This is a genomic window from Chryseobacterium sp. SG20098, from assembly GCF_031844745.1.
In the GTDB taxonomy this organism is placed as follows: domain Bacteria; phylum Bacteroidota; class Bacteroidia; order Flavobacteriales; family Weeksellaceae; genus Chryseobacterium; species Chryseobacterium cucumeris.
On record NZ_CP134622.1, the window covers coordinates 520,681 to 545,090 of the forward strand.

The following is a 24,410-nucleotide window of genomic DNA, read 5'->3' on the forward strand; positions in this document are numbered from 1 at the left end:
TAGAACCTTATTTTTAATGCTTATGATGAAAATAGGCTGTCCCATTTTTGGGACAGCCTATTCAATTGATTCATTATTGAAATATATTACTTAGAATCTCAAAGTGGCTGCAACAGACCAGGTTCTTCCAAAACCAAGGAATCCTGTATTACCGTCTGCAACACCCTGATACACTCTTCCAGCTTCCTGATACGTTTTTCCTGCATCCGGACCATTCGCAATTTTATCACCTGCGAAGATATTGGAGCTTAATTCAGAAATATAATATTTGTTGAATAAGTTGTAAACGTTCGCTCTCAATGTTAAAGACTTTTTCGCATCCAATGTAAACTTGTAAGAAGCCCCTACATCAAATAAATGATAGCTTGGCAATTTTACAATTCCTTTTTCTCTTGCGGCTTCCGTAAGGAAGTTGATCGGGTTGAACTGAGCATAAAGCTTGTCATAATATTCCCAGTTGGCATCAATACTGAATGCTTTGGTGATATTATAATCTGCACCGAAGCTTGCAGTTGTTTGAGCAGCATCTCCAACCTTCAGGTCTTTGATATTGATGGTTCCGGTTGCACCAGCTATTTCCTGGTTGTTCTGAACATCAAGGATGTTGAAGTTAGCATTTCCTTTATATTTCCAGTTACCCATTGATACCATTCCTCTTAATCTTAGATTCGTAAAAGGTCTGGCTTTTGCTTCCAATTCGATTCCCTGGTGGAGCTGACCTACGTTCAGAGCATTGTAGAAATATGCACTTCCAAGGTTAAGCTGAGGGAATTTAGCAACATCTGCCGCTGTAGCATTGAATGTTCTTGAGATAAATCTGTCATCCCACTGCGTTCTGTAAGCATTGATGTTCACATCTATATAACGCGATTTTAAACCATATCCTAATTCCACAGAGAAGATTCTTTCATTCTTAGCATCATTATAGATATTCTGGTTGGACGGGAATAATGCATTGAATAAAGGCTGTCTTGAGATAACTCCTGTATTGAAAAATACATTGTGGTGGTCGTCAATATTATAGTTGGCACCTCCTTTTACAATATAACCTGTTTTATGATACCATTTTGTCTCCTGATTTCCAGGAGTATATAGCATATAGTCTCTTCTCTTGTAATATTGCTCGGAAACAGATCCCTGGACAGATGCACTTAGCTTCTCAGAACTGTACTCCACCATTCCATAAATACCAGCCCATTTTACCAAACCTTCATTATGGATAGATACTTTCTGAGCATCTTTAAGCTTTGTAAGAGGTTCCGGTTTTACCGTTTGATTGATATAATATCCTTTTGGAGCATTTGCTGTACCAGGAACAAATACAGCATCAGATCCCAACATATCCGTTACAATATCATATAGAGCTCCTTTGTAAGTTTTAAGATCAATCCCTCCGTTGAAAGTCCAGTTATTTTTTTTGTAATTAAGGTCTGCGATTACTCCATACCAGTCGTGAGCATTGATACTTTGCTTTCTCACAATACCAGTGGTTCCGTTCAGAGTAGATACATATTGTCCGTTATAATCACCAGGAGAGCCTGCAGGAGCCGTAAAAGTAGATTTCTGGAAGCTATTTCCATTATAATCCGTTACCATACCGCCTCTGTTATAACGATAAATCATATCCCAGTTGATTGTACCGTCACCACCTGCTCCATAATTCATGAAGTTCATAGTTTGTCCGGCTGCGTTTTTGATAGAACCGTTAAGTCCGGTACCACCGCCACCGCGTCCCCATGAACCATAAAGAACTGTGGATAATTTAAGATTGTCATTCATTGTCCAGTCCCAGTTCAATGATGCGATAGGCTTGTGATAGAAGTTAGGAGCAAGGTTGAATTGAGAACCATTCAACATTCCTGTCTGTGGGTTGTATCTTCTTCCGTAAGTTTCAAACTGTTGCAATGTTGCCACATTGGCTCCGGTTGCAGAAGATCTTCTAGTATCGTGTACCTGAGGAGCTCCGGTAGCAATTAAATTGAAAGCATGCTTTTCATTAGGTTTAAATCCTGTAGAGAAAAACCATGAGTAACCTTCTCCTTTTGTTCCATTGATGTATCCGTCACCTTGCCAACGGGAAAGCAATACAGTTGTTCCCCATTTGTTTTTTAATCCGGAAGAATACATAGCAGATATTCTGGAGTAGTTGTCATTTCCAACTTCTCCTTTCACCATTGCTTTCTGTTCAGAATCGGTAGCTTTGGTAACAATATTGATGGTTCCTCCCACGGAAGGAACAACAAATTTAGATGCTCCCAAACCTCTTTGAATCTGAATATTGCTCGCAATGTCAGCCAAACCGGTCCAGTTGGACCAGTAAACGGTACCTCCCTGCATATCATTCACAGGCTGTCCGTTGATGATCACAGCAATGTTAGCTCCGTCAAAACCTCTCATGTTGATTCTGCTGTCTCCGAAACCACCACCTACTTTGGTCACGTAAACGGATGGAGTAGACTTCATAATTTCAGGGAATTCTCTGTTTCCCAGTTTCTCCTGAATTTCTGCAGCCTTAATGTTGGAAACCGCAACAGGTGTTTTTCTCTCTTTGGCTGTTTGGGAAAGGTTTCTACCCACCAACATAACCTCATCAATAGATTTGGATTTCTCTAAAGAATCCTTCGTACTCTGCCCATAATAGATGGCGGCCGTAGGTAATACAAGCGCTATAATTAGTCGCTTTTTAAAAGTAATGCTCATGAAATAAACTAGCGTGTTTGATTTTTAAGGCTGCAAAGATGGATAATTATTTTTTAATTAAGTATTAAATCTTAACGAAGTGATTTTATTCAGTTTTTGGAATATGCTTTATTTCTCTCTTTTTTGAATATGTTAACTATTCCACATCCTTCGTTTACAATTTGTTATAAAAGAGATTGATCAAAAAAATGGCTTGTTTTTAACGGGTAAAAATAATTATGCGGTTCTCCACATTTTTAAACAAAACTCAATATTGTTGGAAAATATACTATAATAATAGCTAAGTCATAAAAGGCATAGGTGACTTGAGTCATAATTTTTATACTGTTGTTTTGATAACTTGTATTACCATTTTATTCAAAATCGTGTTATTTATGAAAAAAAAATTTTTTGAAAGGTTTTCAGATCGTGTTGTCTGTATAACCGGAAGTCCGGGTGCTTTTATTACAGCAAGTTTACTGGTTATTGTCTGGGCTGTATGTGGACCTCTTTTCAATTATTCTGAAACCTGGCAGCTTGTTATCAATACGGGAACCACAATTGTAACTTTTCTAATGGTATTTCTGATTCAGAAAACTCAGAATAAAGACTCTAAGGCTATTCAGATAAAACTCAACGAATTGATAGCCTCCTATGAAAAAGCCAGTAACAGACTGGTGGATATTGAAGATCTGACGGAAGAAGAACTGGACAAGCTTCACAAATATTATGAGAAACTTGGACAACTATCCCAAGAAAAAGAACATTCACAGGATCCCGTGCAAAAATAGTCTTAATACTATTATAATATATACAGCATGATTTTAAAATCTTCTCAAATTGCCCACGCTGATTCATTGTCAGTAAAATCCCTGGTGCATTTCGTCATAGAACTCGAGAAACTGTTTAAGCGTATCGGAGAGTATCTTCTTTCAGGAGATGAAACCGTTTCAACAGCTGAAAGTGTTACAGCCGGATTTTTACAGTTTTCGTTTTCCCAGATGAAGGATGCCTCCCAATTTTTTAAAGGCGGCATGACAGCGTATACTTTAGAAGAAAAGGTAAATCTTCTTGATGTAGATGCTCTGGAAGCCAGACAATATAACTCTGTATCTCCTCATATTGCTGAAACAATGGCGTTGCAGGTAGGTAAACTCTACAAAACCGACTGGTCTATTGGAGTAACAGGATATGCCACTCCGGTGGAAGAATCAGAAGGGAAGCTCTTCGCTTACTTTGCCATTGCCCACAAAGGAAAGGTGGTTCTTTCAGAGAAATTAGATCTGCACTCCAGAACCAAGCCTGTTAATGCCCAGCTCTATTACAGTGAATTCATACTTGGATGCTTTAAGCTGGAACTGGATAAACACCGTGAAAATAAGGAGTAAAAATCATCACAATAATAAGCTGTTAATACAATCAATTATGGAAAAATTACAATTGCAGAATAAATCTGTCCTTATTACAGGAGCAGACAGCGGAATTGGTAAGGCAATCGCCCTTTTATTTGCTAAGGAAGGAGCAGATATTGCCTTCATCCACTATCATGATGCCAAAGATGCCATGAAAACAGTGGAGGAATTAAAAAAAACAGGAAGAAAAGTCCTTTCGTTTGAAGGTGATATTAATGATAGTGAATTTTGTAAATCTGTTGTTAATGAGGTAGTTTCTAAATTCGGAGGAATAGATATACTGATTAATAATGCAGGAACCCAGGTTCCTTGTGAAAGTATAGAAAATCTTAAAGAAGAGGATATCCGCAAAACTTTCGATTCCAACATTATCGGAATGATCTTGCTGACAAAGATTGTATTTCCTTATTTAAAACAAGGGGATTCTATTATCAATACTACTTCAGCTACTGCCTATCTTGGACATGAAGAATTACTGGATTATTCAGCAACCAAAGGCGCTATTGTTTCGTTCACCCGTTCACTGGCACTGCAGGCTAAACCTAAAGGAATACGGGTGAATGCTGTTGCACCCGGACCGGTAGCCACGCCGCTTACGGAAAAAACATTTGGGGAAGAAGATGAAGATCAGAATAAACCGCCGCTAGAACGTAATGCTTCTACCGAAGAAGTGGCAGCAAGTTTTCTATTTCTTGCCACAGATGCTTCATCACAGATAACGGGACAGGTTCTTCATCCTAATGGAGGTTTAATTGTTAACGGTTAATCTTAACGGATATGAATGGAGTTATTATTCAGTTTTTCCATTGGTACCATCCCGGGAACCTATGGAATGAGTTTGCTGAAAAAGCAGAATATTTAAGAGATTTGGGGTTTACTGCCGTCTGGTTTCCTCCTGCCAATAAATGCAGTCTCAATATGGAAGGGCGTGGCTATGATGTATATGATCTTTATGATTTGGGAGAATTTGATCAGAAAGGCAGTATACCAACCCGGTACGGGACAAAAGCCGAATATTTAATGGCAATAGAGAAAGCGCATGAAGCGGGAATGTCTGTATATGCAGATATTGTTTTAAACCATAGGATGGGAGGAGATGAAGAAGAAAAGATTATGGTGCATCAGCTGAATGAAGAAAACCGTAATGAAAGAATCTCTGAAAATATGGAGGTTTCAGCCTATACGAAATTTACTTTTCCGGGAAGAAAAGGAGTGTATTCGAACTTTATATGGGATCATCACTGTTTCAGCGGTATTGATTATGTGATCAGAGAAGGAGAGGAGATGAAGGGTGTTTTTAAAATCCATAATGAATATGGTGAGGAGTGGACAGATGCCGTAAGTCATCAGTTCGGTAATTATGATTATCTGATGGGAGCTGACATAGAGTACCGTAATCCTTATGTTGTGGAGGAAATGAAAAACTGGATCAGATGGTATATGGAAACAACGAAAGTAGACGGAATCAGATTGGATGCCTTAAAACATATCTCCTCCAACTTTTTGAAAGACTGGGTCTCCTATATTAAAACAGAAGTAAATCCTGAATGTTTTGTTTTGGGCGAATTCTGGAAAGACGAGGCAGAAAAAATTGAGTATTTTTCCGATAAAATGTCTGATCTTATCTCTTGTTTTGATGCTCCGCTGCATTATAATTTCTTTAAAGCATCACAGGATGGTAAAGATTATGATATGAGCCGGATTTTAAAAGGAAGCTTCTTGGAGAAGAAACCGGTATTCTCAGTTTCTTTTGTTGAAAACCACGATACACAGCAGCTTCAGGCTCTTGAATCTGCGGTGAAAGACTGGTTCAAATCCTTGGCTTATGCTATTATTCTTCTTACCGATGAAGCTTATCCCTGCATATTTTATCCCGATCTTTTTGGTGCAGATTATATCGATATAAAGGATGAGCAGGAAGTGCATATCATCATGCCGAAGGTTGAAGAACTTCCCGGTCTGCTTGAAGCGAGAAAGCTTTTTGCATATGGTAAACAGACCGATTATTTTGATCATCCCAACTGTGTAGCTTTTGTACGGAAAGGAGATGAAAAGCATGCGGGCTGCATTGTAATCATGTCTAATAGCGAAGAAGGTTATAAAGAAATAGAATTGGGAAAAGAACATGCGGATTCGGTTTATACCGATTTTTTAAAGAACCGTCATGAAGAAATTTATACGGATAAAGACGGGAAAGCGGTGTTTACTGTAAATTCGGGTTCGGTAAGTATATGGGTAAAAAAACAAACACCGTAATGATTGGCAAATTTTCAGGCCTTTTATTCTCTGCGAACAGCTATTCTAATTTTAACTTACGATATAAGCTCTTGTAATTTTAGATACCACATCTCAGTATTTTGGACAAAAATGGTCTTATAGTTGCAGATTTACCACCAATCAATCACTAAATTATTATAATATGGAAACTAAAACGGCAACCAAAAAAACACCAGCCAAAAAAGCAACAACAGCAAAAGCAAAAACTCCGGCTAAAAAAAATGCAGCCAAAAGTTTGGAAGATCTTTTTGAAGATGCGCTGAAAGATATTTACTGGGCTGAAAAAGCACTGCTGAAAGCGCTGCCGGCAATGATGAAAAATGCAACCAGTGAAAAGCTTAAACAAGGCATTGATAAGCACATCACGGAAACAGAAGGCCATGTGGAAAGATTGGAAGAATGTTTTAAAGCATTAGGAAAAAAAGCCCAGGCAAAAAAATGTGATGCTATGCAGGGATTGCTGGATGAAGGAAAGAGCATTATGGAAGAGACAGAACCGGGAGCAGTAAGAGATGCGGGCATTATTGCAGCAGCGCAAAAAGTTGAACATTATGAAATTGCTACTTATGGAACACTGGCAGCATTCGCAAAAGTATTGAAGGAAGAAGAGTGTCTTAAAAACTTTTTAAGCACATTGGAAGAAGAAAAAAAATGTGATGAACTGCTTACAAAAGTTGCTGATACCAATCTTAACAGCAAAGCCATGTAAATACAATCTTTAAAAAGGAGACCTGAAAAAATCAGGTCTCCTTTTTATTGAAATCCGGAAAGGTTTAAAATGCAACATTTTTATCTTGGTTGATTTTGTATCAGTTGTAGTATATTTGTGGATATAATTTTTATCAATTTAGTTTTTTTAAAATGAACTGTAATTGAATAACAAAACTCTTATACTGTAAAAGAAAACTGTATTGTACCATTTATAAAGTTTAAAAATGACCCAACTTAGCCTGTTCGACTCAGCAGATCTGTACGAATTTCCAAAAGACCTTCTGGAATACAGAGAACATTTCCTGAATCAGGAAGAAGCTGACCGCCTTAAAATTCATCTGCTTGAAACAGCTCCCTGGAAACAACGTACCCAGAAAATGTATGATAAGATGGTTCTCACACCTCGCTTAACCGCCTGGTATGGAGATGAGAAAAATGCCTATCCTTCAGACAATGAACTGGATGCCCATCATTGGACACCGGAACTGTTTTCTTTAAAACAAAGAATAGAAGAAACATTTGGCTATCAGTTCAATTCCGTATTGTTGAACCTTTACAGAGATCATAACGATTCTGTTGCCTGGCATCGGGATAAGGAAAGCAGATATGGGAAACGTCCGGTGATTGCATCAGTAAGTCTGGGGCAGACCAGAAATTTTGATTTCAGGAAAAAAGACCATCATCAGAGTAAATACAGCCTGCCTCTTCCTCACGGATCATTATTGATTATGAAAGGAGACCTTCAGGAAAACTGGGAACATCGTATTGCCAAGTCTCTAACCGCTATGAAGGAGCGTATTAATCTTACATTCCGGTTGGTTAATAAGTTGTAAGGTATTTATTCATAATGTTTTATGATTAGGTTAGAAGTGTTGTAATAGGTTTTTGGCAGATAAATTGTTGCATTTATAAACAAAGTCATTGTTTGACTTCATTAATATCACCACTTAAAATTTATTATTATGAAAAATCTTGTAGTAACAATTTTTGCATTAGCTGCTTTAACGGCCTGCAAAAAAAACGAACCGACAACCACGAGCCAATCTGAGGAAAGTACCACAATGTCTGCCCCTGCAGAATCCGGGATGACGGTAAGCGACTCCACCAAAATGTCAGACATCAAAGATCAGAAAAGTACTCTCAGTGATCAGGACAAAAAGTTTGCAGATGCTGCAGCCATAGGAGGACTGATGGAAGTAATGATGGGAAAACTGGCCGCAACAAACGCTGAAAACTCCGTGGTAAAATCTTTGGGAGCAATGATGGTAACCGATCATTCCAAAGCGAATGACGAGCTCAAGAATTGGGCTTCAGGAATAGGGTATACCTTACCCACAAGTCTGGATGCCGAAAAGCAGAAGATGTATGATGACCTGAAAGCTAAGAAAGGTAAAGACTTTGACAAAAAATATACAGATCTAATGGTCAGTGACCACAAGGAAGATGTAGAAGCATTCAAAAAAGAGGCGTCAGAAGGAACAGAAGTCTCATTAAAATCTTTCGCAGCTAAAACCCTTCCGACACTTGAACATCATTTGCAGGAATCGGAAAAAGCTAAAAATGCGGTCAAATAATATTGAGTTTTTATGACCGGCATCATAAGTATGAGCATACAATATTTAATAATTTTGAATTGATTAAATATTATTTTGTTCTTGATTATAGTAAGCTCCTCTTTTTAAGAGGAGTTTTTTGATTATTCTTTCTTTTTATATTCTTCAATTTTCTTGAATTGTCTGTAAGAATCTTTAAGGATACGAAGCTGTTCAGACACAATCTCAGTACTTTTTGGGCTGAGCTCACCTGTGTCCAGGGCATTTTGATAAGCTTCAATAGCTGCTTTTTCGCCAAATACCACATTTTCTAATGTAGATTCTATGAGATTTCCCATGGTAAAAGAATTTTTAATGTCAATCCAAGTTCTGTGAACAGCTCCTGCCATGGACGTTGAGTCCTCCGGAGTGCCTTGCTTTTCTGTGATGAGGTTGATTAGTTCATTTTTCATGATTTTCGACTGCGAAATCATATGTTCGTACTCATCTTTTACATCCGGATACATTTCCCATACTTTTCCCTCAACTTTTTCAAAGCCTTCCTTTCTGTCGTTGGTAATGTGAAGTAAGTCATTAAGTACTGATATTTCTTGATTGTCCATAATATAAATTTTTAGTTATCCATAAAATTATAATTTCCCTCATCGACTCTTTATAATCGTGATCATATCCTGTAAATAAAAAACCAAAGTCCTTTCTTTTTTCAACAAAAAGCTGCACCTTTGCCGAACAATGGGGTGCTACAAAACAGTGGCTGAGATGATACCCAGGAATGTATTTCCACACCTGATCCGGATAATGCCGGTGTAGGGATTGCTTACTGATCATCTCATCATTTGATTTCTAATAATTAATATGATGCAGGACATTTTAAAACAAATTACCTTACCGGAATGGTTCGGAGTCTTATTTTCAGTCATTCAGGTTTTACTGGCCCGTAAAAACAATGTCAACAACTATCTTTTCGGAATTGCGGGGATTCTGCTTACGCTGTATGTGATGCTTACTTCCAAGCTGTACGCTGAATTTACCTTAAATCTTTATTATCTGATCATGAGCATCTATGGATGGTTATATTGGAAATTCGGAAAGCAGAAATCAGAAATGGAAATCTCTGTTACCACCACCACAGAAAAATGGATTACGGGAGGAATTGTTCTGGGAACTTTTATCTTATTCTGGTCTTTTCTGACCCATTTTACAGACTCGGATGTTCCTATCTGGGATTCTCTGGTGAGTGCTTTTGCCTGGGCGGGAATGTGGCTGATGGCGAGACGGAAAATTGAAAACTGGGTGATGCTCAATGTCAGTAATATCATTTCTATCCCTTTAATGATTCATAAAGAATTGTATCTCTATGCTGTTTTGACGTCATTCTTATTTTTAGTAGCCATTTCCGGATATATAGAGTGGCAAAAAATTATTAAATCGAAAGCTAATGCTGAGTACTAAAGAGATTAGACGGGAACTTCATGGAGCCCCTGTAATTTCTGATAAAGTAATGCAGCATATTCATGAAGAAAAACTGCTTAAAATATGGGTTCCCAAAAAATATGGAGGACTCGGCTATCGTTTTGAAGAAGGACTTAACACCTTATTTAGCTGTGCAGAAACCGATGGAAGCTTTGGCTGGATGCTGACACTTTGTGCCGGAGCCAATTATTTTTCCAGAAATATCAAGCCTGAAATTGCTCAATTACTGTTCACCCATTCTGAAACCTGCTTTGGTGGCAGCGGAATGGTGGGAGGAACTGCAGAAAAAATAGACAACAGCCACTATCTGATCAACGGTTCATGGAATTTTGCAACAGGTGCACCTCATCTTACCCATTTTACATTGAATGCCAAAATTACAGAAAATGGAAAACCTTTAATGGATGGTCATGGCAATGGAATAATTCGATCATTTATTATTTCGAAAGAACACGCTGAGGTTATTCCCAACTGGAAATCTATGGGAATGGAGGCCAGTGGCACCTATTCATTCACTGTTGAAAATGTGCTCGTTAATGAAGACTATAGTTTTGTTTACGATACTTTTTTCACCAATGATATTCTCGACACTATTCCTTTTCGGATTTTTGCAGACTTAACACTGTTGGTCAACTATTTGGGAATGGCTTCTCATTTTATTGAAGAAGCAGAATATATTCGTCCTGAGATCCATTTCAAAAGTTTCACAGAGTCTGTTGAAAAGCATTTGGAAAAAGTATTGCAAATTGCCGGAGAAATAGAAAATATCCTAGGTGATCACAAAGATATTTCTGAAGGATATCAAAACGAAATCCACCAATATGGAGTAGAGCTGGTTCAAAGATTATCCCATCAGATTCTTACTATTTATACACAGCTGGGAATCCGGGCTACGGATATTAATTCTGAAGTGTATCAGGTGTTCTGTGATTATTTTACAGCTGCGATGCATTCTAATTTCAGACCTTCTGCTGATGATTTGGACTTTTCTTTTTGAGTAGAAAATTCTTTGTTAATAAACTTTTTATCTAATGCTGGTATTCTTTTATGACTGGCGTCATAAAGTAATTTTTATTATTTCACTATGTTTGGAATAATAAAACTAACCCCATGAAATAAGCCAACATAAAGACTTGTTAAACTAAAAATGATTAAAGATTATGAAAGACTTATTTTCATTAAACGGAAAGAAAAAGGATCATGTGATTACGCACTTAAAAAAAGAGATGTATTCATTGATCGAAAATGATAACTGGATTACAGTTACGGTTAAAAAGTGTTTTCATACAATGATCGTATCCTATTTGATTTGCAATGGTTTAGTTACTTTAACGATTGTAAGAACAAAATTCACTCCATTTTACGAAAAATATACCGTTTTGTAATTATTTCTTTTTGAGAATAGAGTTATAAGATCTTAAATTCTTTATTATTTAAAGCAACACTGAAATGAAATTAAAAATATTATCCATCGTTTGGAGCGTTGCGGATTTGAACAGAGCAATTGCATTTTGGTGTGAAGCTTTGCACTACAAAATAAAGAATGAGCCTGATGTTGACTTTGCCATTCTGATACCAAAGGAAGGAGATGGAATGCAGTTATCATTAAAATTAACCAGTTCGGAACAGCCAAAGAGACATCATATAGACCTGATAACTGATAATCAGCGGCAGGAAGTAGAGCGGCTTCTTAGTATTGGGGCTGGAAAGATGCCAGGCTGGAATTACGAAGATGATGCTGACTATGTAGTTCTTCTTGATCCCGAAGGAAATTCATTTTGCGTAGTACAGCAAAACAATGATATCTGAAAGGCATCTATTCTGTAACCCATTCTTCACGAAGAACTGCATAAATAATATCATCAACCCATTTATTTTTCCAGAACAGACTTTTCACAAAATGCCCTTCTTTTCTTAAACCAATTCGTTGCATCAGTTGAAGAGAAGCAGTGTTGTCAGGATCTACGGAAGCTGTAATTCTGTGTTTTTGTAAATCATTAAAAAGAAAATCAATGGTACCTTTTAAAGCCTCAGAAGCATACCCTTTACCCTGAAATGAGGTGTTTAAGGTAATTCCAAGTTCTACCTGTACATTTTCATCTCCAATAAAATGAATTCCGATATCTCCAATGACTGCTTTTGTTTCTTGATCAGTAATCAACAGCTGATACCAGCTTTCAGGTTGGTTGAATTCAGTTGTGTTTCTTTGGATAAAACTTTCCACTTCTTCCAGGGTTTCAGGAATCTAGCCTTGAAATTTATTGGCTTCGGCATCTGAGCGGTAATCGAAAATATCCTGTTTGTCATCAATCGTAATATCCCGAAGAACTAATCTTTTTGTATAGAGTTGCATAATTGTATTATAATTTCAGACAAAAATAGGTTAATTAGGAATTTATTCTAGGGATAATGATGGATTTTTATGGTCATTGAGCCTATTTCCATTAATTTTAATTCAATAAAAATTATAAAATAGTTGCAAATATCATTTAAATACTTACTTTTGTATCGCCTTACAAAAAAACGGGGGATTGGCGCAGTTGGCTAGCGCGTTTGACTGGCAGTCAAAAGGTCACGGGTTCGAATCCCGTATTCTCCACTTAGTGCAATTATAAAATGTATATAATGTACGAAAATATGATAAAACCTACAAAAATTGATTTTTGTAGGTTTTTTTTGTAAAAAGGGATGGTATAGTTTTCAAAGATTTTTAGTTCCACTTTTAATAACCTTTAAATGTTGCATTGTGTTAGAGCAAAGTTATGGACTCTTTTCTATAGAGATGCTTATCAATTAAAGTGGAAAGATATAAAGGAATGTAATGATGGAGGTCTATGGATTATGAACAGTAGACATAAATCTAATTCACAAATGGATATTTCTCTGTTACCGAAGGTTATTGAATTTTTTTTAATTAAAAGAAATCGCAGATATATACGAAATACCAAATAATCTCAATACCCATAAATTTTTATTCTTTTTCTCCAAAATTGTATTTAAAATATTTTGATCTGAAATAGATCTCTTAAAAGTCCAGAATAACGGACTTTAGTTTTTAAGGTTGTATGATTTGTTATATGATACAGCCTATTCTTTAATATTAATATTTGTGGATATTTTTCCACAAGCCTGTACATGTATTTCCACGGCATTCGAAGAATTTTTACATCTCTATTAACATACCTTTACCCCGTAATAATATCAATTATGATATGTAAAACAATAATGAATGGTTAAAATTTATACAAAATTATTTATAGCAGTATTAGCTTTAAGCTCTACTTTTGCTTTTGCCCAGGCAGGAAATGTTGGTATTAATACTGCAAATCCAGGTTCCACTATGGATATTAATGGATCATTAGCAGCAAATTATAATGCTGTTATTACAAATTCTTATAATTTGAACTCATCAGATTTCCATGTTTCTTATAATGGTGTTTCCAATGCTGTTTTTAATCTCCCTTCCGCAGTCAGTGGGGCTGGGAATTATAAAGGGCGTATTTATAGGATTAAAAATAATACAAACTTTAGTATTACAGTAAATTCTGCATCTCCCGAGACTATTAATGGAAATCCCAATGTTCTTGTACCAGCAAATCAAAGTGTAGAATTAATCAATACCGGGCTTACAGGAGCTTCTTCTACATGGGAAATCCTTTCAAAAGGAAGTTCTTCTACAGGAGATTATATTATTGTAAAACCAAACGCTATTCAAACAGTATCTACAGGGTCGGACGTTACATTTGGGTCTGTAATTGCAGCCAATAATATTACTTATAATGCCGGTGTTTTTAATTTGAAAGCCGGGAAAACCTATGTTCTCCGTTGCCAACTGCATGCTACAGAGTTCTCACTAGCTGGAGGTTTCTTTGTCTATGAATGGGTTGATGCTTCAAATAATTCTGTTCTTCCCTCCAGTACCACCGGTGTTGTTGATGCAATAAATAATTATCCTGCCACTTCAATAGGAGGCCAGCCAGAAGCCTATGCTATTTACAGACCTACAGTGGATACCTCTGTAAAAGTACGATTAGGAGGAGCAGGAACAGCTCAGTTGAATCCTCAGATAGGATTTATGGCTGTTACAGAGCTTGCTGGAGGGAATGGAAACGGAGGAACAACGATTATTAATAACAATATTACCGCAAGCAATGGTCTTACATTATCAGGTACAGATGTAAAACTGGGAGGAACCCTCTCACAAGCTACAGATATAGCAATGGCGGGAAACAATTTAAGTATTAATGGTACAGGAAAAGTCCTGATGGGGACCAATACAGTGCCCGCGGGTGCATCAAATGCAAAAGTTATTATTGATAATGGGACTACCAACGGTGCTCTTCAAATTAAAGATGGCACTCAGCAGTTGGGGTATGTCCTCACAAGTGATGCCAATGGTTTGGCAACATGGTCATCCACTGTTACTACAGCGTTCGCCAATAATTGGACACCATATACCGGGACATTAATAAATCCTTATACAGGCGGAACTGGAGCTGCAGGATTAAATACGGGAGTTCAGGTAACTATCCCTGCAAAAGGATGGTATTTTTTCCGATGTGGAGTTGCGATCAATTCTGATTGTAATGATTACTTTTTTTATATTAACGGTATTGGAGATGTCTGGAGAAGCTACTGTGGCTCAAACACTGCTGCATTCATGTTTCCAAGAGATCAGAACCGTGTATTATATTTTGCTACACCAGGAACCTACACTGTGTTAGCTGGTAAAACAAATGGAGTAGTTCCGGCCTCATTCAATGCTGGAAACCCTTCTTTTTATCTGGATTTTGTAAAATTCCAAAATTAAATAGCGGCTTTTATGCTAAGGTTCAGCGATTCTAAAAACACAGAAAAAACTACAAGGATTATTTCTTTGTAGTTTTTTTATGGATTAAAATCACTACTTTTTCCCTACAAAGGAAAAAATAGTGATTTGATGGGATTTGTATTGTTTTTTATTCTAAATTTATAAGGTCTTTAAAAGTATTCTACTCTTATTATAAGACAAAAGCAATGTAGAACTACATAATATCCAATCACTTTATTGATGATTGGGCTCTAAAAAGCTCATTTTTATAAGTAATTCTCTACAGTAAAATTTTGCGCAATTTTATTGTAAGATTTTAAATATGTATAACAACAGTTAGTTTTCAATTGACTTTTTAGCTTTTACTGCTTTTAAAAGATGTTAGAAGTTTTATAAATCATGATGAAGCCAATTACTTTTTGCTCATCCGGAGAAACAGAGCATCCTTGCTTTCTTTGTTTATTACTTGCCCTTAGTTATTCTCAGGAAGGTTTTCTACTAAAGTGCTCGCAGCATCTTGTTTTATAATTAGTGATAGAGGAGTTTATACAAGAGATTCCAAAAAATGACAGTGAATAAATGAAACAATCTTAGTTGTACTCTAATTCTTTTATCCTTTTTTTCCAGCTCAGGAAATGATTAATACTTTTAATGATTTTGAAAACAGCTATAAATATAAAAAAGGAGATTAATGAAGAATAAATAGAGTAGCTTTTAAAAAAAACATATTGAACGAGAAATGTCAGAACATTAATCAAAATAAAAGTAATACTTATTTTTTTATGAGAAAAACCTAATAAAAGAAGAAGATGATGGATATGGGTTTTATCTGCTTTGAAAGGTGATTTTCCTCTTAATATTCTATCAGTATACACTCGTATAGAATCAATTACGGGAATAGTAAATACAAAAAGTATAAAAAATACTCCATAAGGAAAAGTTGTTGTATTGTTATCAAACTTTGTGATGAAAATTCCCAGACATATCAATAAATATCCTAAAAATAGCGAGCCTGAATTTCCTAAGAAAATTTTATTTTTCTGAGAAAGATTATATTTTAGAAAAGCTATAATACTTCCAACAAAAAGTATAGCTACTCTTGCCAGCCCTAAGTTGCCTTCTATTAACATGATAATAAAGAACAAAACAAATCCTATTCCTGCTACACTACCTGCAAGCCCATCCACACCATCTATAAGATTAAAAGCATTAACTGCTGTTACGATAACCAAAACAGTGAGCAGATACTGGAAGTATGTATTAATTTCATAGATTCCGAACAATCCGTATAAAGATGAAATTCTTATTCCGGAAGTCGCTATAATGATACTTACACAAACTTGAATGATTAGTTTATAAATAGCTTTAATATCAGTTTTATCATCTAGAGTTCCCACCAGAAGTAAAATATAAGAGGTTACAATAATTGGAAGTATTATTCTCCAGCTTTTATCTGCGGAAATTTCAATTAATAGTAAAATAATCATTCCAATAGCCAGACCTCCAATTAATGGAGTAGGAGTGTAATGTATTTTTCTTGTATTGGGAACGTCTACTAATCTAAATTTTTGGGCAATGATTCTCATTACGGGGATTATACAGATTGATAAAATGAAGGCAAGGGTTCCCGATATTAATAGTTCTATAAAATCTTTCATGGTACTTTGTTTTAAATGGGTTCACTGGGATTATTGAATAACTGTATGTTTTTCAGATGCTCTAAGTTGTACTTTTCAAGGATTTTTTTCTCCAGGTTACAAATTACAGGATATACTTTTGCTTTGTTTTTTGCAGTAAATGTTTCTTCAATAAGATTATGGTATTTTTTTGCGATTTTTTTCCAGATATATCTTCTTTCCGCTATCTGCTTCATCCTGGTTGCACAATTTTGAAGATCTTCATTTTTCAGTTGAGCCAAAATATTTTTCAATTCTTCTGCATTTGAAAAATAGAATGCCTGATTTTCTGTAGTTGTTCTGTTGTAAGAAACACCATTGCTGATAACCGGTAGTCCTAAAAACATGGCTTCCACTAAAGAAGGATTGGTGCCTCCTGCAGAATGACCGTGAATATAAAGCGAAGCATTTCCACGAATAAGATCTATTGTCTCTTGCTCATAAATTGGATCTAAAAGATGAATATTTTCGAAATCTGAATATTGCTGTTTCAATTCCACACCATATTGACTATTCTTCCAGTTACCAACCATTACGAGCTTGCGGCCAGGAAATTCGCTGAATACTTTTAAAATAGTGTGAACGTGATTCTCTGGTTCTATTCTGCACACTTTTACGGCGTACTCACCCAGTAAAAAAGGATATTCTTCAATATTTTTTGATGTGGGAACCAAATTTACTTTTGTGTGGTCTGCCCCATATTCTATTACCCTGCTGATTGTTTTATATCTTAAAGAAGTATAATCCTGAATAGATTCATTATCAGAAATATCAATATCAGAAAACTGTACTGCCAGTTTTTCTGCCCACCATAAATATAATTTGGCTGCTAATGACCATTTATCTCTCTTCCATTCGATACCATCTATGGAAATAATGATTTTTTTACTGGTAAACATTTTTACAAATGGAAGAAGCCAGGCTCCGGCTACCCCTAAAATCAGTAAAACATCACAGTAAAATAATGAATGAATAATAGACCATGTATCATATGCAATACTCTGAACTCCATTGGCGTCTAGAGGAATATATTTTAGTCTGGCTCCTTTCCAGCTTTCGCTCCTTTCTTTTTCTGGGTATTTTTTTGAGGAACAGTATACTGTAAAATCATAGGTATCTGAGAGCTCTTCTACAAGATGAGCAGCTAAAGTTTCAAATCCTCCATAATTGGCAGGTAAGCCAACGGTTCCGATAATTGCTACTTTTGTTTTCATAATTAGTTATATTTAAAAAGAGTATAACTATTCATGTTCCAAAAGTAAACTGGGTTGTAATTTATTGATAATCAGTATTTTATTTTTATAAATACTTGCGCATAATTCCAAAAAATGGAAAATCTGTTATAAACTGGAAATAATATGGATTGATTCTTTCTCAAAATACTCCTCCGAGAACATCAGACTTTTAGCATAAGCTGCATCACTGAAAGATTGATAAATAATTCTATCTTTTAATATATAGTTTATTTTTTCAGATAGCTCATTTATATTTTTAGAATTAACCCAAAAACCATTTTCACCATTTTTCACAAGCTCCGTAACGCCGCCAATTGGCGGAACAATGGCAGGAAGACGATATCGCATTCCTTCCAGAATAGTTAATCCAAATGTTTCAACCCAAAGATCGTGATGAGATAGATTGACCACTAAATCAGCCTCATGGTAAAAAATATGAGTGTCAACCTGAGTAGGATAGATTTTCAGATTTTTTGGAATTTCTTTCATCCTGAAATAATCTAAAATTTCCTGCTCTGAAGCATTGACTACCAGTTTGAAAATATATTGTGAATTTTGTTGTGCCAGCTGCAAAAACTCGTTTACCCCTTTGTATATTTTTAAAGAGCATATCATTAAAACCACCGGAACTGTATTTTTATGATTTTGAAATTGGTCTGCTTTTTCAACAAAATCATGTTCCAATACATTGTAAAGAAGAACCTGGTTGTTGATAAGAGATTCCTGCCTCAAAAGAAATTCTGAAACAAAAACAATCTTATGGGCTGTAAATTTTGCTATTCCAAAAAGCAAATTCTTAAAAATAGCAGGCTTGATTGAAGTTTCGTGGATATGATAGATTACTTTGCAGCCTTTTATTTTTCCGGCAATATCGTCAAGAATTTTTTTCCAGTCAAAAGCTTCTTCCACCATTTGTATAGCATTTTCCGACATGGCGATATACTTTTTCTGATGTTCCCATACTTCAGAAATTGTTATAAAAGAGTGCGTAAGTAGAGTAGGATCAGGGGTTGGAATACAAATGCCGGCGTCATATTTTTCTACAAGGTGGCCGATGTTCGTATTTCTGGTTACAATACAGGGCTTTCCAAAGTCGGCGGCTTCAATAACTGAGACAGGCAGGCCTTCATTTCTGGAAGGATGCACGAAAATATGCATTCTTTTGATTAGATTATTTTTTTCTTCTCCGAACTTACTTCCCAGCAATTCTACTTTGTCACTTATATTATATGATTTTATGGTATGGATAAGATCATTTTTTTCAGCCCCGTCTCCTACAATCCAAAGTTTGGAATTAGGCTTTTTTCTGGAAAAAGCAGCGAAACTTTCAATGAGAATGTCCAGACCTTTTGTATGAATATCCAGTCTGCCAACAAACCCGAAAATAATAGGTTCTTTGAGATTACTGCAATAATTGCTGGTATTTATTCTATCATAGCCATAGGTGATCAGAACACCTTTTGAGGTTGGAAAAACAGAATTGAGACCTTCTATTTCACTTTCTCCTATACAATGGATTTTAGAAGCGTTTTCAATGACTTTTTTTTCAAATATTTTAAAGTAAATTTTTTTTACATATTTGCTTTTCTTCATGGCAATACTATTATATGCACCATGAGGAGTTATTACATATCGGTAGTTATTTTTCTTTAAAAATTTACTTAAAGAAGCAAATATGGGAATCCATCCTCCATGAAAATGAAAAACTGTTGCCTGATCAGCGGCCAGAATTTCTTTTTTAAGATCTTCGGGAATAGAAAAAGGATTTCTTTTTTTCTTAAAAATCTTTGTTATGAATGTCCTTTCTGGATAGTTGATTTCTGTGTTTTCAGAAACACCCCATACTTCTACATTCCCTTTGTTTTCGGCCTGTTTTGTAGCGATATTATATACCACTTTATTAACGCCGTTCATTTTTTCGGGGTTCGCTTTTCCTAATATTAAATGTACTATGCCCATACCGAAATTTGTTTTTTGTTTAGAATTATTTTCCAGTAAACAATCATTACAATCTGATTAACTGCTAATCCGGCTACAGCGCCATAGAGCTGCCCGTATTTTAATAAAAAATGGAAACTCAGAACCGAAAAAACAAAGGATATACAATATCCGATAAAGAACGCCTTATTTTGCTCTAAAATTCTGATAGAAATCCGGGTTGGATAACTGTACAGGATTACAATATATAAAGCTGAGATCAGCTTAATGACAAATCCATATTGATGGTATTTTTCACCTCCGAGAATAATAATCAACGAATCTGAAAAGGTGAAAAAGCAAACGATTATAATAGCTAAAAGCGCTATAGCCTTCCTTATCTTGAGAAGAAGCTCTTTTTTTTCCTGATTTTTATTTTGATAATAAAGCTGAGCTGTTTTAGGAAGGTAATAATTTTCAATGGTTTGTAAGATAATATTGATAATTCCGAAGAAGGATTGAACAAGCCTTAATGCTCCCAAAGCATTGATTCCTAGGTATACACCTGCCGCAAGGGTGAAGAAATTACCTGAAAGCCATTGAAGAACAGAAGCGCTTAAAAGCCACTTACCCTCTGTAAAGTAATAGCGCAAAAGTGAGGTGTTTTTTAGATTGAAATCTGCATTTTTTATAAGGTATCCTATGCCGGGAACAGATGCTGTAATGTTTACAATACCGATAATATATAAGCTTTTCCATAAAGTAAGGGACGCCTCAAATCCAAGTAGAGGGAAAATAATAATAAAGATAGTATCGATAAAAAGGACAATTTTAATATGATCTATGGTCAGTAATATTTTTCTGAGAAAGTCCTGTAAAATATAGGCTGAAACAAAAACTATTAAGGCAGAAAGATTGTTTTTCACAAATGCTATTGCCGGAACAGGAAGAAGAGTAATAAAAAAAACAAGCAGGCTGAACATGGAAATCAAAACCAATGAAGCCATAAATGCAAAGCCCAGTGATTTTTTACTGAAATTCTTTGCTGATAAAATCTGAAAAGGCTGAACAATAAAGGCATTAGAAATGCCTACCAGAAAATAGGTTATTAAAAGGATGGATGAAAATATTCCAAATTCAGAAATACTTAGTTTTCTCACCAGTAAAAAAGTCAGAAGAAAATTGCTCCCGCTGAATATGAGCTGATCTGTAAAAACCAACACAGAGGCGCTTTTAAATATTTCATGGATTCTTTTCACGATTTATATTTGTTTATAATACGTTTAATAGTCGTTATCAGACTAGGGTTGTATCCTTCTTTATTCAAAACGAACCAAAGATTGGAAAGTTTGTATTCGTCTTTTAAAAGTTCAATGTTTGTTATGTTTTTGGCTGCGGTTTTTCTGCTGTCAAGTATGAACAGGTTCTGATCTGCAATATTCATAAAAAGTAAAGGTAGCTTGCCTTGTTTTATAGACTGATTATTGATAATGCAGATATTGCTTTCCTTCATTTTTTCACGAATAAGATTCCTGATATCCTGAGCTGTAAGCTTAAGGTTTTCCTCGGCTGATAAATTGATGTAATGATCTGCTTCTGAATTGCTTAAGGTTCCGGCTGCATCTACTAACAGAACTATTCTGGATTGCAGTTGTAATGCTTTGATGATATTTTTTGCATGAAATGTATGCTGCTGTGCTTTATCATATGAAGTAATACAAATCTGACTTTTATCTTTTATTATTTCTTTAAGCTCCATTTCCAAAACATTTTCCAGAAAATGATGCATTATTTTTTCTTTCTTTTTGATAAATGGAGTAGTGAATGCTATGGGTATGGAACTGTTTTTTTCAATAGTGAAAATATCATTCACCTTGGCTTTGGCAAAATGTACTGCATAAATCAGGAAAATAGAAGCAACCATACTCATAATAGCAGCAACGATAATAATGATAGAACGCATAGGTGAAACAGGCTCCTGTGGCAGTTCTCCCCGGGAAATAATTTTATGAAATGAGATCTTTGCAGCTTTTGCGATCTCGGCATCTATTCTTTTTTCATTGAGAAAATTATAGTTTTTTTCATAGAGATTAAATTCTCTATTCATGATATTCAATAGTTTTTCCTTTTCAGGAAGACCTATGAAAGCTCTTTCTGCAGTCTGAATATCATGTTCTATATCATTGTATTTTATCTGTAAATTTTTCTGGGTATTTTGTATGCTTTCAGTTTGATAATCAGTGAGGTCTTTAATTTTTGTGTCAATGATCTTTACTTTTTCATGTTCAGGAGTGTAGGTAAGTAATAATTCCTTTTTTTCAGCCTGTAGCTGTTTCATGTTTTTTACCATTTCGGTAGAAAGAAGATCATTGAATGCCTCAAAGTTTGTGGCCAGATCAAGGTAGTTATCTTTTCCTTCCGTAATATAGCTGTTAAGACTTTTGATGGCGTCAAGATTCATTTTGAGATTACTCTGTTGAATTTTTAGCTGGGCTATTTTTCTCAAATCCGTTTCAGTCTCCTGTGGGATATTGATAATATTTTCTTTGTTTCTATAATTTTCAATACGGTTTTCTGTTTCAGATAATTTATTGTTAGCCTGTCCGATTTCTCCTTTTAGAAAATCAACAGTAGTATTGGCTGCCCGGTATTTATTTTCAATATAATCTTCAATATATGTTTCAGCCAGTGTATTTACAAAAAGACTTGCTTTGGCAGGGACATTACTTTTAAAGTTGATTCTGATAACGGGAACATCTTTGTCAACGGCAACAATGTCGAGACTTTTATTAATCTTTTCTAAAAGTTTCTCTCTGCTTAAAAATACAAATTCGTAAAAATCAATAATTTGTGCATTAGGTTTGGACAGAAGATAATCATCATTTTTTGTGATCAGTATCCTGCCTCCTGGAATGCTAACAGGAATTCCGAAGGTACCTTTTAACTCCTTTGTGGAATCTGAAGTAAACAGCAGATAGTTCTTTGATGATATGATATGTAAAGAAAATGTCGTATCATAGTTTTTTTTATCACTTAATGTAGCTTCTATTTTTATTGGAGAGTCTGTAAACAGCTCTACAGAGTGCATTTTTCCTTTACGGTATATTTCTGTGGAAAAGGTTAATTTTTTTAAAGTTTTTTCAATGAGTGAAGAAGACTTGAGAACTTCAATTTCTGTACTGATTTTGTTGGAAGATGCGAATACATCAAAATCTTTAAAAAGATTTGCACTGGGTACACCTTGCTGGGTATCGGCAAGTTTTAGTTTTGCCGTGCTTTCAAACATGGGTGTAACGTAATTCAGATATTTTTTTACGGCCAAAACAGAAAATATCATTGCAAGAACTACTATGGGCAGCCCTCTTAACAGAGGTTTGAGAAACCGAACATTTTCGTTATTCATGGTGTAAGTTTTATAACAGACCTATTAAAATTGCAGCAGCAGAGGTTACGGTTGCAAATGGAATAATTGTGGAGATTCGTTTATCAAAATCTTTACTTTTCTTAGAGGGTACAATTACATAGTCTCCCGGATGAAGTATAATATTCTGATTGGGAACATCTTTCATTTTACTAAGATCAATATTGGTAATCCTCACATTTTCGCCCTCCTGTCTTAAAATTTTTATTAACCTGAGATTGGCGTACATTTCAAAACCTCCTGCTTTTGAAACCAATTCCAGTAATGTATTCTGATCTTTATCTACCTGGATAACAGCTGGATTTCTTACTTCCCCCATTACCGTTATTTCTTTATTCAGGACTTTGACATCAATCACGGGGTTTACCAGCCATTTTTTTAGCTTGGTTTTAATTTCTTCTTTCAATTCAGGAACCGATTTTCCAACAACAAAGGTGGTTCCCAGTCTGGGAATTTCAATATTTCCATGTTTATCAACCAGAAGCCATTTGCCATAAACCTCGTTAGAATTATAAATTCCATATACAGAACCTACACTTAGATCATCCTGGCCCCATACAGAAAGCGTAATTTTATCATCTTTTCGGATTTTGTATTCATAATCCGGATCAAAACTGAAATCCTGCATATTTCTGGCTGCCTGCTCTTCTTCCAGAACATTATAGGTCTTACAAGAGCTGAGAAGAAAGAGAAAAATAACTGATATGATGAGTTTTTTTACCATAGATTATTAGAATATCATTGAAAAAAATTTGCGAAAACCTTTAAGTTTGCCTTGAGACATTTCTTCTTTAATTTTTAAAATTTTTTCTATCGTTTTTACCATTTTCTCACAGACATTTATATTTTTCGTTAAATAATCAAATGCTCCATATTTAAGTGCATTTACTGCTGTATCTATATTTTCCTGCCCGGAAACCATGATGACGTAAATATTAGGATCAAAACGTTTTATTTTTTTTAGAACTTCAAATCCATTCAGGTCTTCCATATTATGGTCCAGAAAAATAATGTCCGGTTTCTGATAAAGTTCGTCCAGACAATCTTCGCCGCAGCTAAAAGAGGTAATGTCTTCATAATGATGGTTTTTCAGATACTGCTGATAAACATTTGAACAAAAACTGTCATCATCCACAATAAAGAGTTTTAAATTTTGATTATTTGTTTCCATTTTGTTTAATTTAAAAACAATATTTCTACTTCCATGCCTTTTGTTAAGTGGTTGTTTGTTAGTTGTTTACATTTG

Annotated in this window: 23 protein-coding genes, 1 tRNA gene and 1 riboswitch; of the genes, 13 read left to right on the forward strand and 11 right to left on the reverse strand. The window is 35.3% G+C overall.

The window, feature by feature from the left end; genetic code table 11:
- Nucleotides 1-90 precede the first annotated feature (90 nt).
- Nucleotides 91-2,700: a TonB-dependent receptor gene (locus tag RHP76_RS02335; protein ID WP_311229380.1), complete on the reverse strand. Its 2,610-nt coding sequence runs from the start codon at nt 2,698-2,700 to the stop codon at nt 91-93.
- Between the two features lie 374 nt (nt 2,701-3,074).
- Between RHP76_RS02335 and RHP76_RS02340 the strand changes: the two genes are divergently transcribed.
- The 7 genes from RHP76_RS02340 (at nt 3,075) to RHP76_RS02370 (ending at nt 8,653) form a co-directional block, all read left to right on the forward strand.
- Complete coding sequence (locus RHP76_RS02340; protein ID WP_288444844.1) at nt 3,075-3,470, forward strand: low affinity iron permease family protein; 396 nt, start codon at nt 3,075-3,077, stop codon at nt 3,468-3,470.
- A 27-nt stretch (nt 3,471-3,497) separates the two neighbouring features.
- Nucleotides 3,498-4,067, forward strand: a complete 570-nt coding sequence (locus RHP76_RS02345) for a CinA family protein (RefSeq protein ID WP_123278344.1) — start codon at nt 3,498-3,500, stop codon at nt 4,065-4,067.
- 37 nt (nt 4,068-4,104) lie between these two features.
- Nucleotides 4,105-4,857, forward strand: coding sequence for an SDR family oxidoreductase (locus RHP76_RS02350; RefSeq protein WP_277694677.1), 753 nt, complete (start codon nt 4,105-4,107; stop codon nt 4,855-4,857).
- An 11-nt stretch (nt 4,858-4,868) separates the two neighbouring features.
- The gene (locus RHP76_RS02355) at nt 4,869-6,347 is read left to right on the forward strand and encodes an alpha-amylase (RefSeq protein ID WP_311229381.1); all 1,479 of its coding nucleotides are present in this window, start codon (nt 4,869-4,871) and stop codon (nt 6,345-6,347) included.
- 163 nt (nt 6,348-6,510) lie between these two features.
- Nucleotides 6,511-7,077 carry a YciE/YciF ferroxidase family protein gene (locus RHP76_RS02360; RefSeq protein WP_062670015.1) on the forward strand — a complete coding sequence of 189 codons (567 nt, stop codon included), beginning with the start codon at nt 6,511-6,513 and terminating at the stop codon, nt 7,075-7,077.
- A gap of 226 nt (nt 7,078-7,303) precedes the next feature.
- Entirely contained in the window at nt 7,304-7,912 is a 609-nt protein-coding gene (locus tag RHP76_RS02365; protein WP_062670013.1) for an alpha-ketoglutarate-dependent dioxygenase AlkB family protein, read from the forward strand.
- A 129-nt stretch (nt 7,913-8,041) separates the two neighbouring features.
- The gene (locus RHP76_RS02370) at nt 8,042-8,653 is read left to right on the forward strand and encodes a DUF4142 domain-containing protein (RefSeq protein ID WP_311229382.1); all 612 of its coding nucleotides are present in this window, start codon (nt 8,042-8,044) and stop codon (nt 8,651-8,653) included.
- Nucleotides 8,654-8,775: 122 nt separating this feature from the next.
- On the opposite strand, the gene RHP76_RS02375 is transcribed toward RHP76_RS02370, so the two are convergent.
- On the reverse strand, nt 8,776-9,234 hold the full coding sequence (locus RHP76_RS02375) for a PA2169 family four-helix-bundle protein (protein WP_062670008.1): 459 nt from the start codon (nt 9,232-9,234) through the stop codon (nt 8,776-8,778).
- Between the two features lie 121 nt (nt 9,235-9,355).
- Nucleotides 9,356-9,462: riboswitch (TPP riboswitch) on the forward strand.
- A gap of 25 nt (nt 9,463-9,487) precedes the next feature.
- Here RHP76_RS02375 and pnuC point away from each other — a divergent pair.
- The 4 genes from pnuC to RHP76_RS02395 all read left to right on the forward strand — a co-directional run bounded on the left by pnuC (nt 9,488) and on the right by RHP76_RS02395 (nt 11,914).
- Nucleotides 9,488-10,084: a nicotinamide riboside transporter PnuC gene (gene pnuC, locus RHP76_RS02380; protein WP_311229383.1), complete on the forward strand. Its 597-nt coding sequence runs from the start codon at nt 9,488-9,490 to the stop codon at nt 10,082-10,084.
- A complete protein-coding gene (locus RHP76_RS02385; protein WP_311229384.1) occupies nt 10,071-11,102 on the forward strand; it encodes an acyl-CoA dehydrogenase family protein in 1,032 nt (343 codons plus the stop codon). Before pnuC ends, RHP76_RS02385 begins: the two co-directional genes overlap by 14 nt.
- A gap of 163 nt (nt 11,103-11,265) precedes the next feature.
- Nucleotides 11,266-11,490, forward strand: coding sequence for a hypothetical protein (locus tag RHP76_RS02390; RefSeq protein WP_311229385.1), 225 nt, complete (start codon nt 11,266-11,268; stop codon nt 11,488-11,490).
- A gap of 139 nt (nt 11,491-11,629) precedes the next feature.
- The gene (locus tag RHP76_RS02395; protein WP_311229386.1) at nt 11,630-11,914 is read left to right on the forward strand and encodes a VOC family protein; all 285 of its coding nucleotides are present in this window, start codon (nt 11,630-11,632) and stop codon (nt 11,912-11,914) included.
- Between the two features lie 7 nt (nt 11,915-11,921).
- Here RHP76_RS02395 and RHP76_RS02400 read toward each other — a convergent pair whose 3' ends face one another.
- Nucleotides 11,922-12,329: a GNAT family N-acetyltransferase gene (locus RHP76_RS02400; RefSeq protein WP_311229387.1), complete on the reverse strand. Its 408-nt coding sequence runs from the start codon at nt 12,327-12,329 to the stop codon at nt 11,922-11,924.
- Nucleotides 12,330-12,350: 21 nt separating this feature from the next.
- Complete coding sequence (locus RHP76_RS02405) at nt 12,351-12,458, reverse strand: GNAT family N-acetyltransferase (RefSeq protein WP_228436616.1); 108 nt, start codon at nt 12,456-12,458, stop codon at nt 12,351-12,353.
- A 172-nt stretch (nt 12,459-12,630) separates the two neighbouring features.
- Between RHP76_RS02405 and RHP76_RS02410 the strand changes: the two genes are divergently transcribed.
- Both RHP76_RS02410 and RHP76_RS02415 read left to right on the forward strand, forming a co-directional pair.
- Nucleotides 12,631-12,704: transfer RNA gene (locus RHP76_RS02410), tRNA-Ala, on the forward strand.
- 630 nt (nt 12,705-13,334) lie between these two features.
- Complete coding sequence (locus tag RHP76_RS02415) at nt 13,335-14,915, forward strand: autotransporter outer membrane beta-barrel domain-containing protein (RefSeq protein WP_311229388.1); 1,581 nt, start codon at nt 13,335-13,337, stop codon at nt 14,913-14,915.
- Nucleotides 14,916-15,505: 590 nt separating this feature from the next.
- On the opposite strand, the gene RHP76_RS02420 is transcribed toward RHP76_RS02415, so the two are convergent.
- The 7 genes from RHP76_RS02420 to RHP76_RS02450 form a co-directional block, all read right to left on the reverse strand.
- Nucleotides 15,506-16,573, reverse strand: coding sequence for a glycosyltransferase family 4 protein (locus tag RHP76_RS02420; protein WP_311229389.1), 1,068 nt, complete (start codon nt 16,571-16,573; stop codon nt 15,506-15,508).
- A gap of 11 nt (nt 16,574-16,584) precedes the next feature.
- On the reverse strand, nt 16,585-17,805 hold the full coding sequence (locus tag RHP76_RS02425) for a DUF1972 domain-containing protein (RefSeq protein ID WP_228436618.1): 1,221 nt from the start codon (nt 17,803-17,805) through the stop codon (nt 16,585-16,587).
- Between the two features lie 126 nt (nt 17,806-17,931).
- The gene (locus tag RHP76_RS02430) at nt 17,932-19,785 is read right to left on the reverse strand and encodes a glycosyltransferase family 4 protein (RefSeq protein WP_311229390.1); all 1,854 of its coding nucleotides are present in this window, start codon (nt 19,783-19,785) and stop codon (nt 17,932-17,934) included.
- Complete coding sequence (locus RHP76_RS02435) at nt 19,776-21,002, reverse strand: lipopolysaccharide biosynthesis protein (RefSeq protein ID WP_311229391.1); 1,227 nt, start codon at nt 21,000-21,002, stop codon at nt 19,776-19,778. The genes RHP76_RS02430 and RHP76_RS02435 overlap by 10 nt, the downstream gene beginning before the upstream one ends.
- The gene (locus RHP76_RS02440; RefSeq protein ID WP_311229392.1) at nt 20,999-23,146 is read right to left on the reverse strand and encodes a GumC family protein; all 2,148 of its coding nucleotides are present in this window, start codon (nt 23,144-23,146) and stop codon (nt 20,999-21,001) included. The genes RHP76_RS02435 and RHP76_RS02440 overlap by 4 nt, the downstream gene beginning before the upstream one ends.
- Before the next feature lie 10 nt (nt 23,147-23,156).
- Nucleotides 23,157-23,888 carry a polysaccharide biosynthesis/export family protein gene (locus RHP76_RS02445; RefSeq protein WP_311229393.1) on the reverse strand — a complete coding sequence of 244 codons (732 nt, stop codon included), beginning with the start codon at nt 23,886-23,888 and terminating at the stop codon, nt 23,157-23,159.
- Nucleotides 23,889-23,894: 6 nt separating this feature from the next.
- Complete coding sequence (locus tag RHP76_RS02450) at nt 23,895-24,335, reverse strand: response regulator (protein ID WP_062669968.1); 441 nt, start codon at nt 24,333-24,335, stop codon at nt 23,895-23,897.
- Nucleotides 24,336-24,410: the final 75 nt, after the last annotated feature.

Bases quoted from the DNA above. Each gene is read 5' to 3' on its own strand.
- RHP76_RS02335 (WP_311229380.1), bottom strand. From the start codon at position 2,700: ATGAGCATTACTTTTAAAAAGCGACTAATTATAGCGCTTGTATTACCT.
- RHP76_RS02340 (WP_288444844.1), top strand. From the start codon at position 3,075: ATGAAAAAAAAATTTTTTGAAAGGTTTTCAGATCGTGTTGTCTGTATA.
- RHP76_RS02345 (WP_123278344.1), top strand. From the start codon at position 3,498: ATGATTTTAAAATCTTCTCAAATTGCCCACGCTGATTCATTGTCAGTA.
- RHP76_RS02350 (WP_277694677.1), top strand. From the start codon at position 4,105: ATGGAAAAATTACAATTGCAGAATAAATCTGTCCTTATTACAGGAGCA.
- RHP76_RS02355 (WP_311229381.1), top strand. From the start codon at position 4,869: ATGAATGGAGTTATTATTCAGTTTTTCCATTGGTACCATCCCGGGAAC.
- RHP76_RS02360 (WP_062670015.1), top strand. From the start codon at position 6,511: ATGGAAACTAAAACGGCAACCAAAAAAACACCAGCCAAAAAAGCAACA.
- RHP76_RS02365 (WP_062670013.1), top strand. From the start codon at position 7,304: ATGACCCAACTTAGCCTGTTCGACTCAGCAGATCTGTACGAATTTCCA.
- RHP76_RS02370 (WP_311229382.1), top strand. From the start codon at position 8,042: ATGAAAAATCTTGTAGTAACAATTTTTGCATTAGCTGCTTTAACGGCC.
- RHP76_RS02375 (WP_062670008.1), bottom strand. From the start codon at position 9,234: ATGGACAATCAAGAAATATCAGTACTTAATGACTTACTTCACATTACC.
- pnuC (WP_311229383.1), top strand. From the start codon at position 9,488: ATGATGCAGGACATTTTAAAACAAATTACCTTACCGGAATGGTTCGGA.
- RHP76_RS02385 (WP_311229384.1), top strand. From the start codon at position 10,071: ATGCTGAGTACTAAAGAGATTAGACGGGAACTTCATGGAGCCCCTGTA.
- RHP76_RS02390 (WP_311229385.1), top strand. From the start codon at position 11,266: ATGAAAGACTTATTTTCATTAAACGGAAAGAAAAAGGATCATGTGATT.
- RHP76_RS02405 (WP_228436616.1), bottom strand. From the start codon at position 12,458: ATGCAACTCTATACAAAAAGATTAGTTCTTCGGGATATTACGATTGAT.
- RHP76_RS02415 (WP_311229388.1), top strand. From the start codon at position 13,335: ATGGTTAAAATTTATACAAAATTATTTATAGCAGTATTAGCTTTAAGC.
- RHP76_RS02420 (WP_311229389.1), bottom strand. From the start codon at position 16,573: ATGAAAGATTTTATAGAACTATTAATATCGGGAACCCTTGCCTTCATT.
- RHP76_RS02425 (WP_228436618.1), bottom strand. From the start codon at position 17,805: ATGAAAACAAAAGTAGCAATTATCGGAACCGTTGGCTTACCTGCCAAT.
- RHP76_RS02430 (WP_311229390.1), bottom strand. From the start codon at position 19,785: ATGGGCATAGTACATTTAATATTAGGAAAAGCGAACCCCGAAAAAATG.
- RHP76_RS02440 (WP_311229392.1), bottom strand. From the start codon at position 23,146: ATGAATAACGAAAATGTTCGGTTTCTCAAACCTCTGTTAAGAGGGCTG.
- RHP76_RS02445 (WP_311229393.1), bottom strand. From the start codon at position 23,888: ATGGTAAAAAAACTCATCATATCAGTTATTTTTCTCTTTCTTCTCAGC.
- RHP76_RS02450 (WP_062669968.1), bottom strand. From the start codon at position 24,335: ATGGAAACAAATAATCAAAATTTAAAACTCTTTATTGTGGATGATGAC.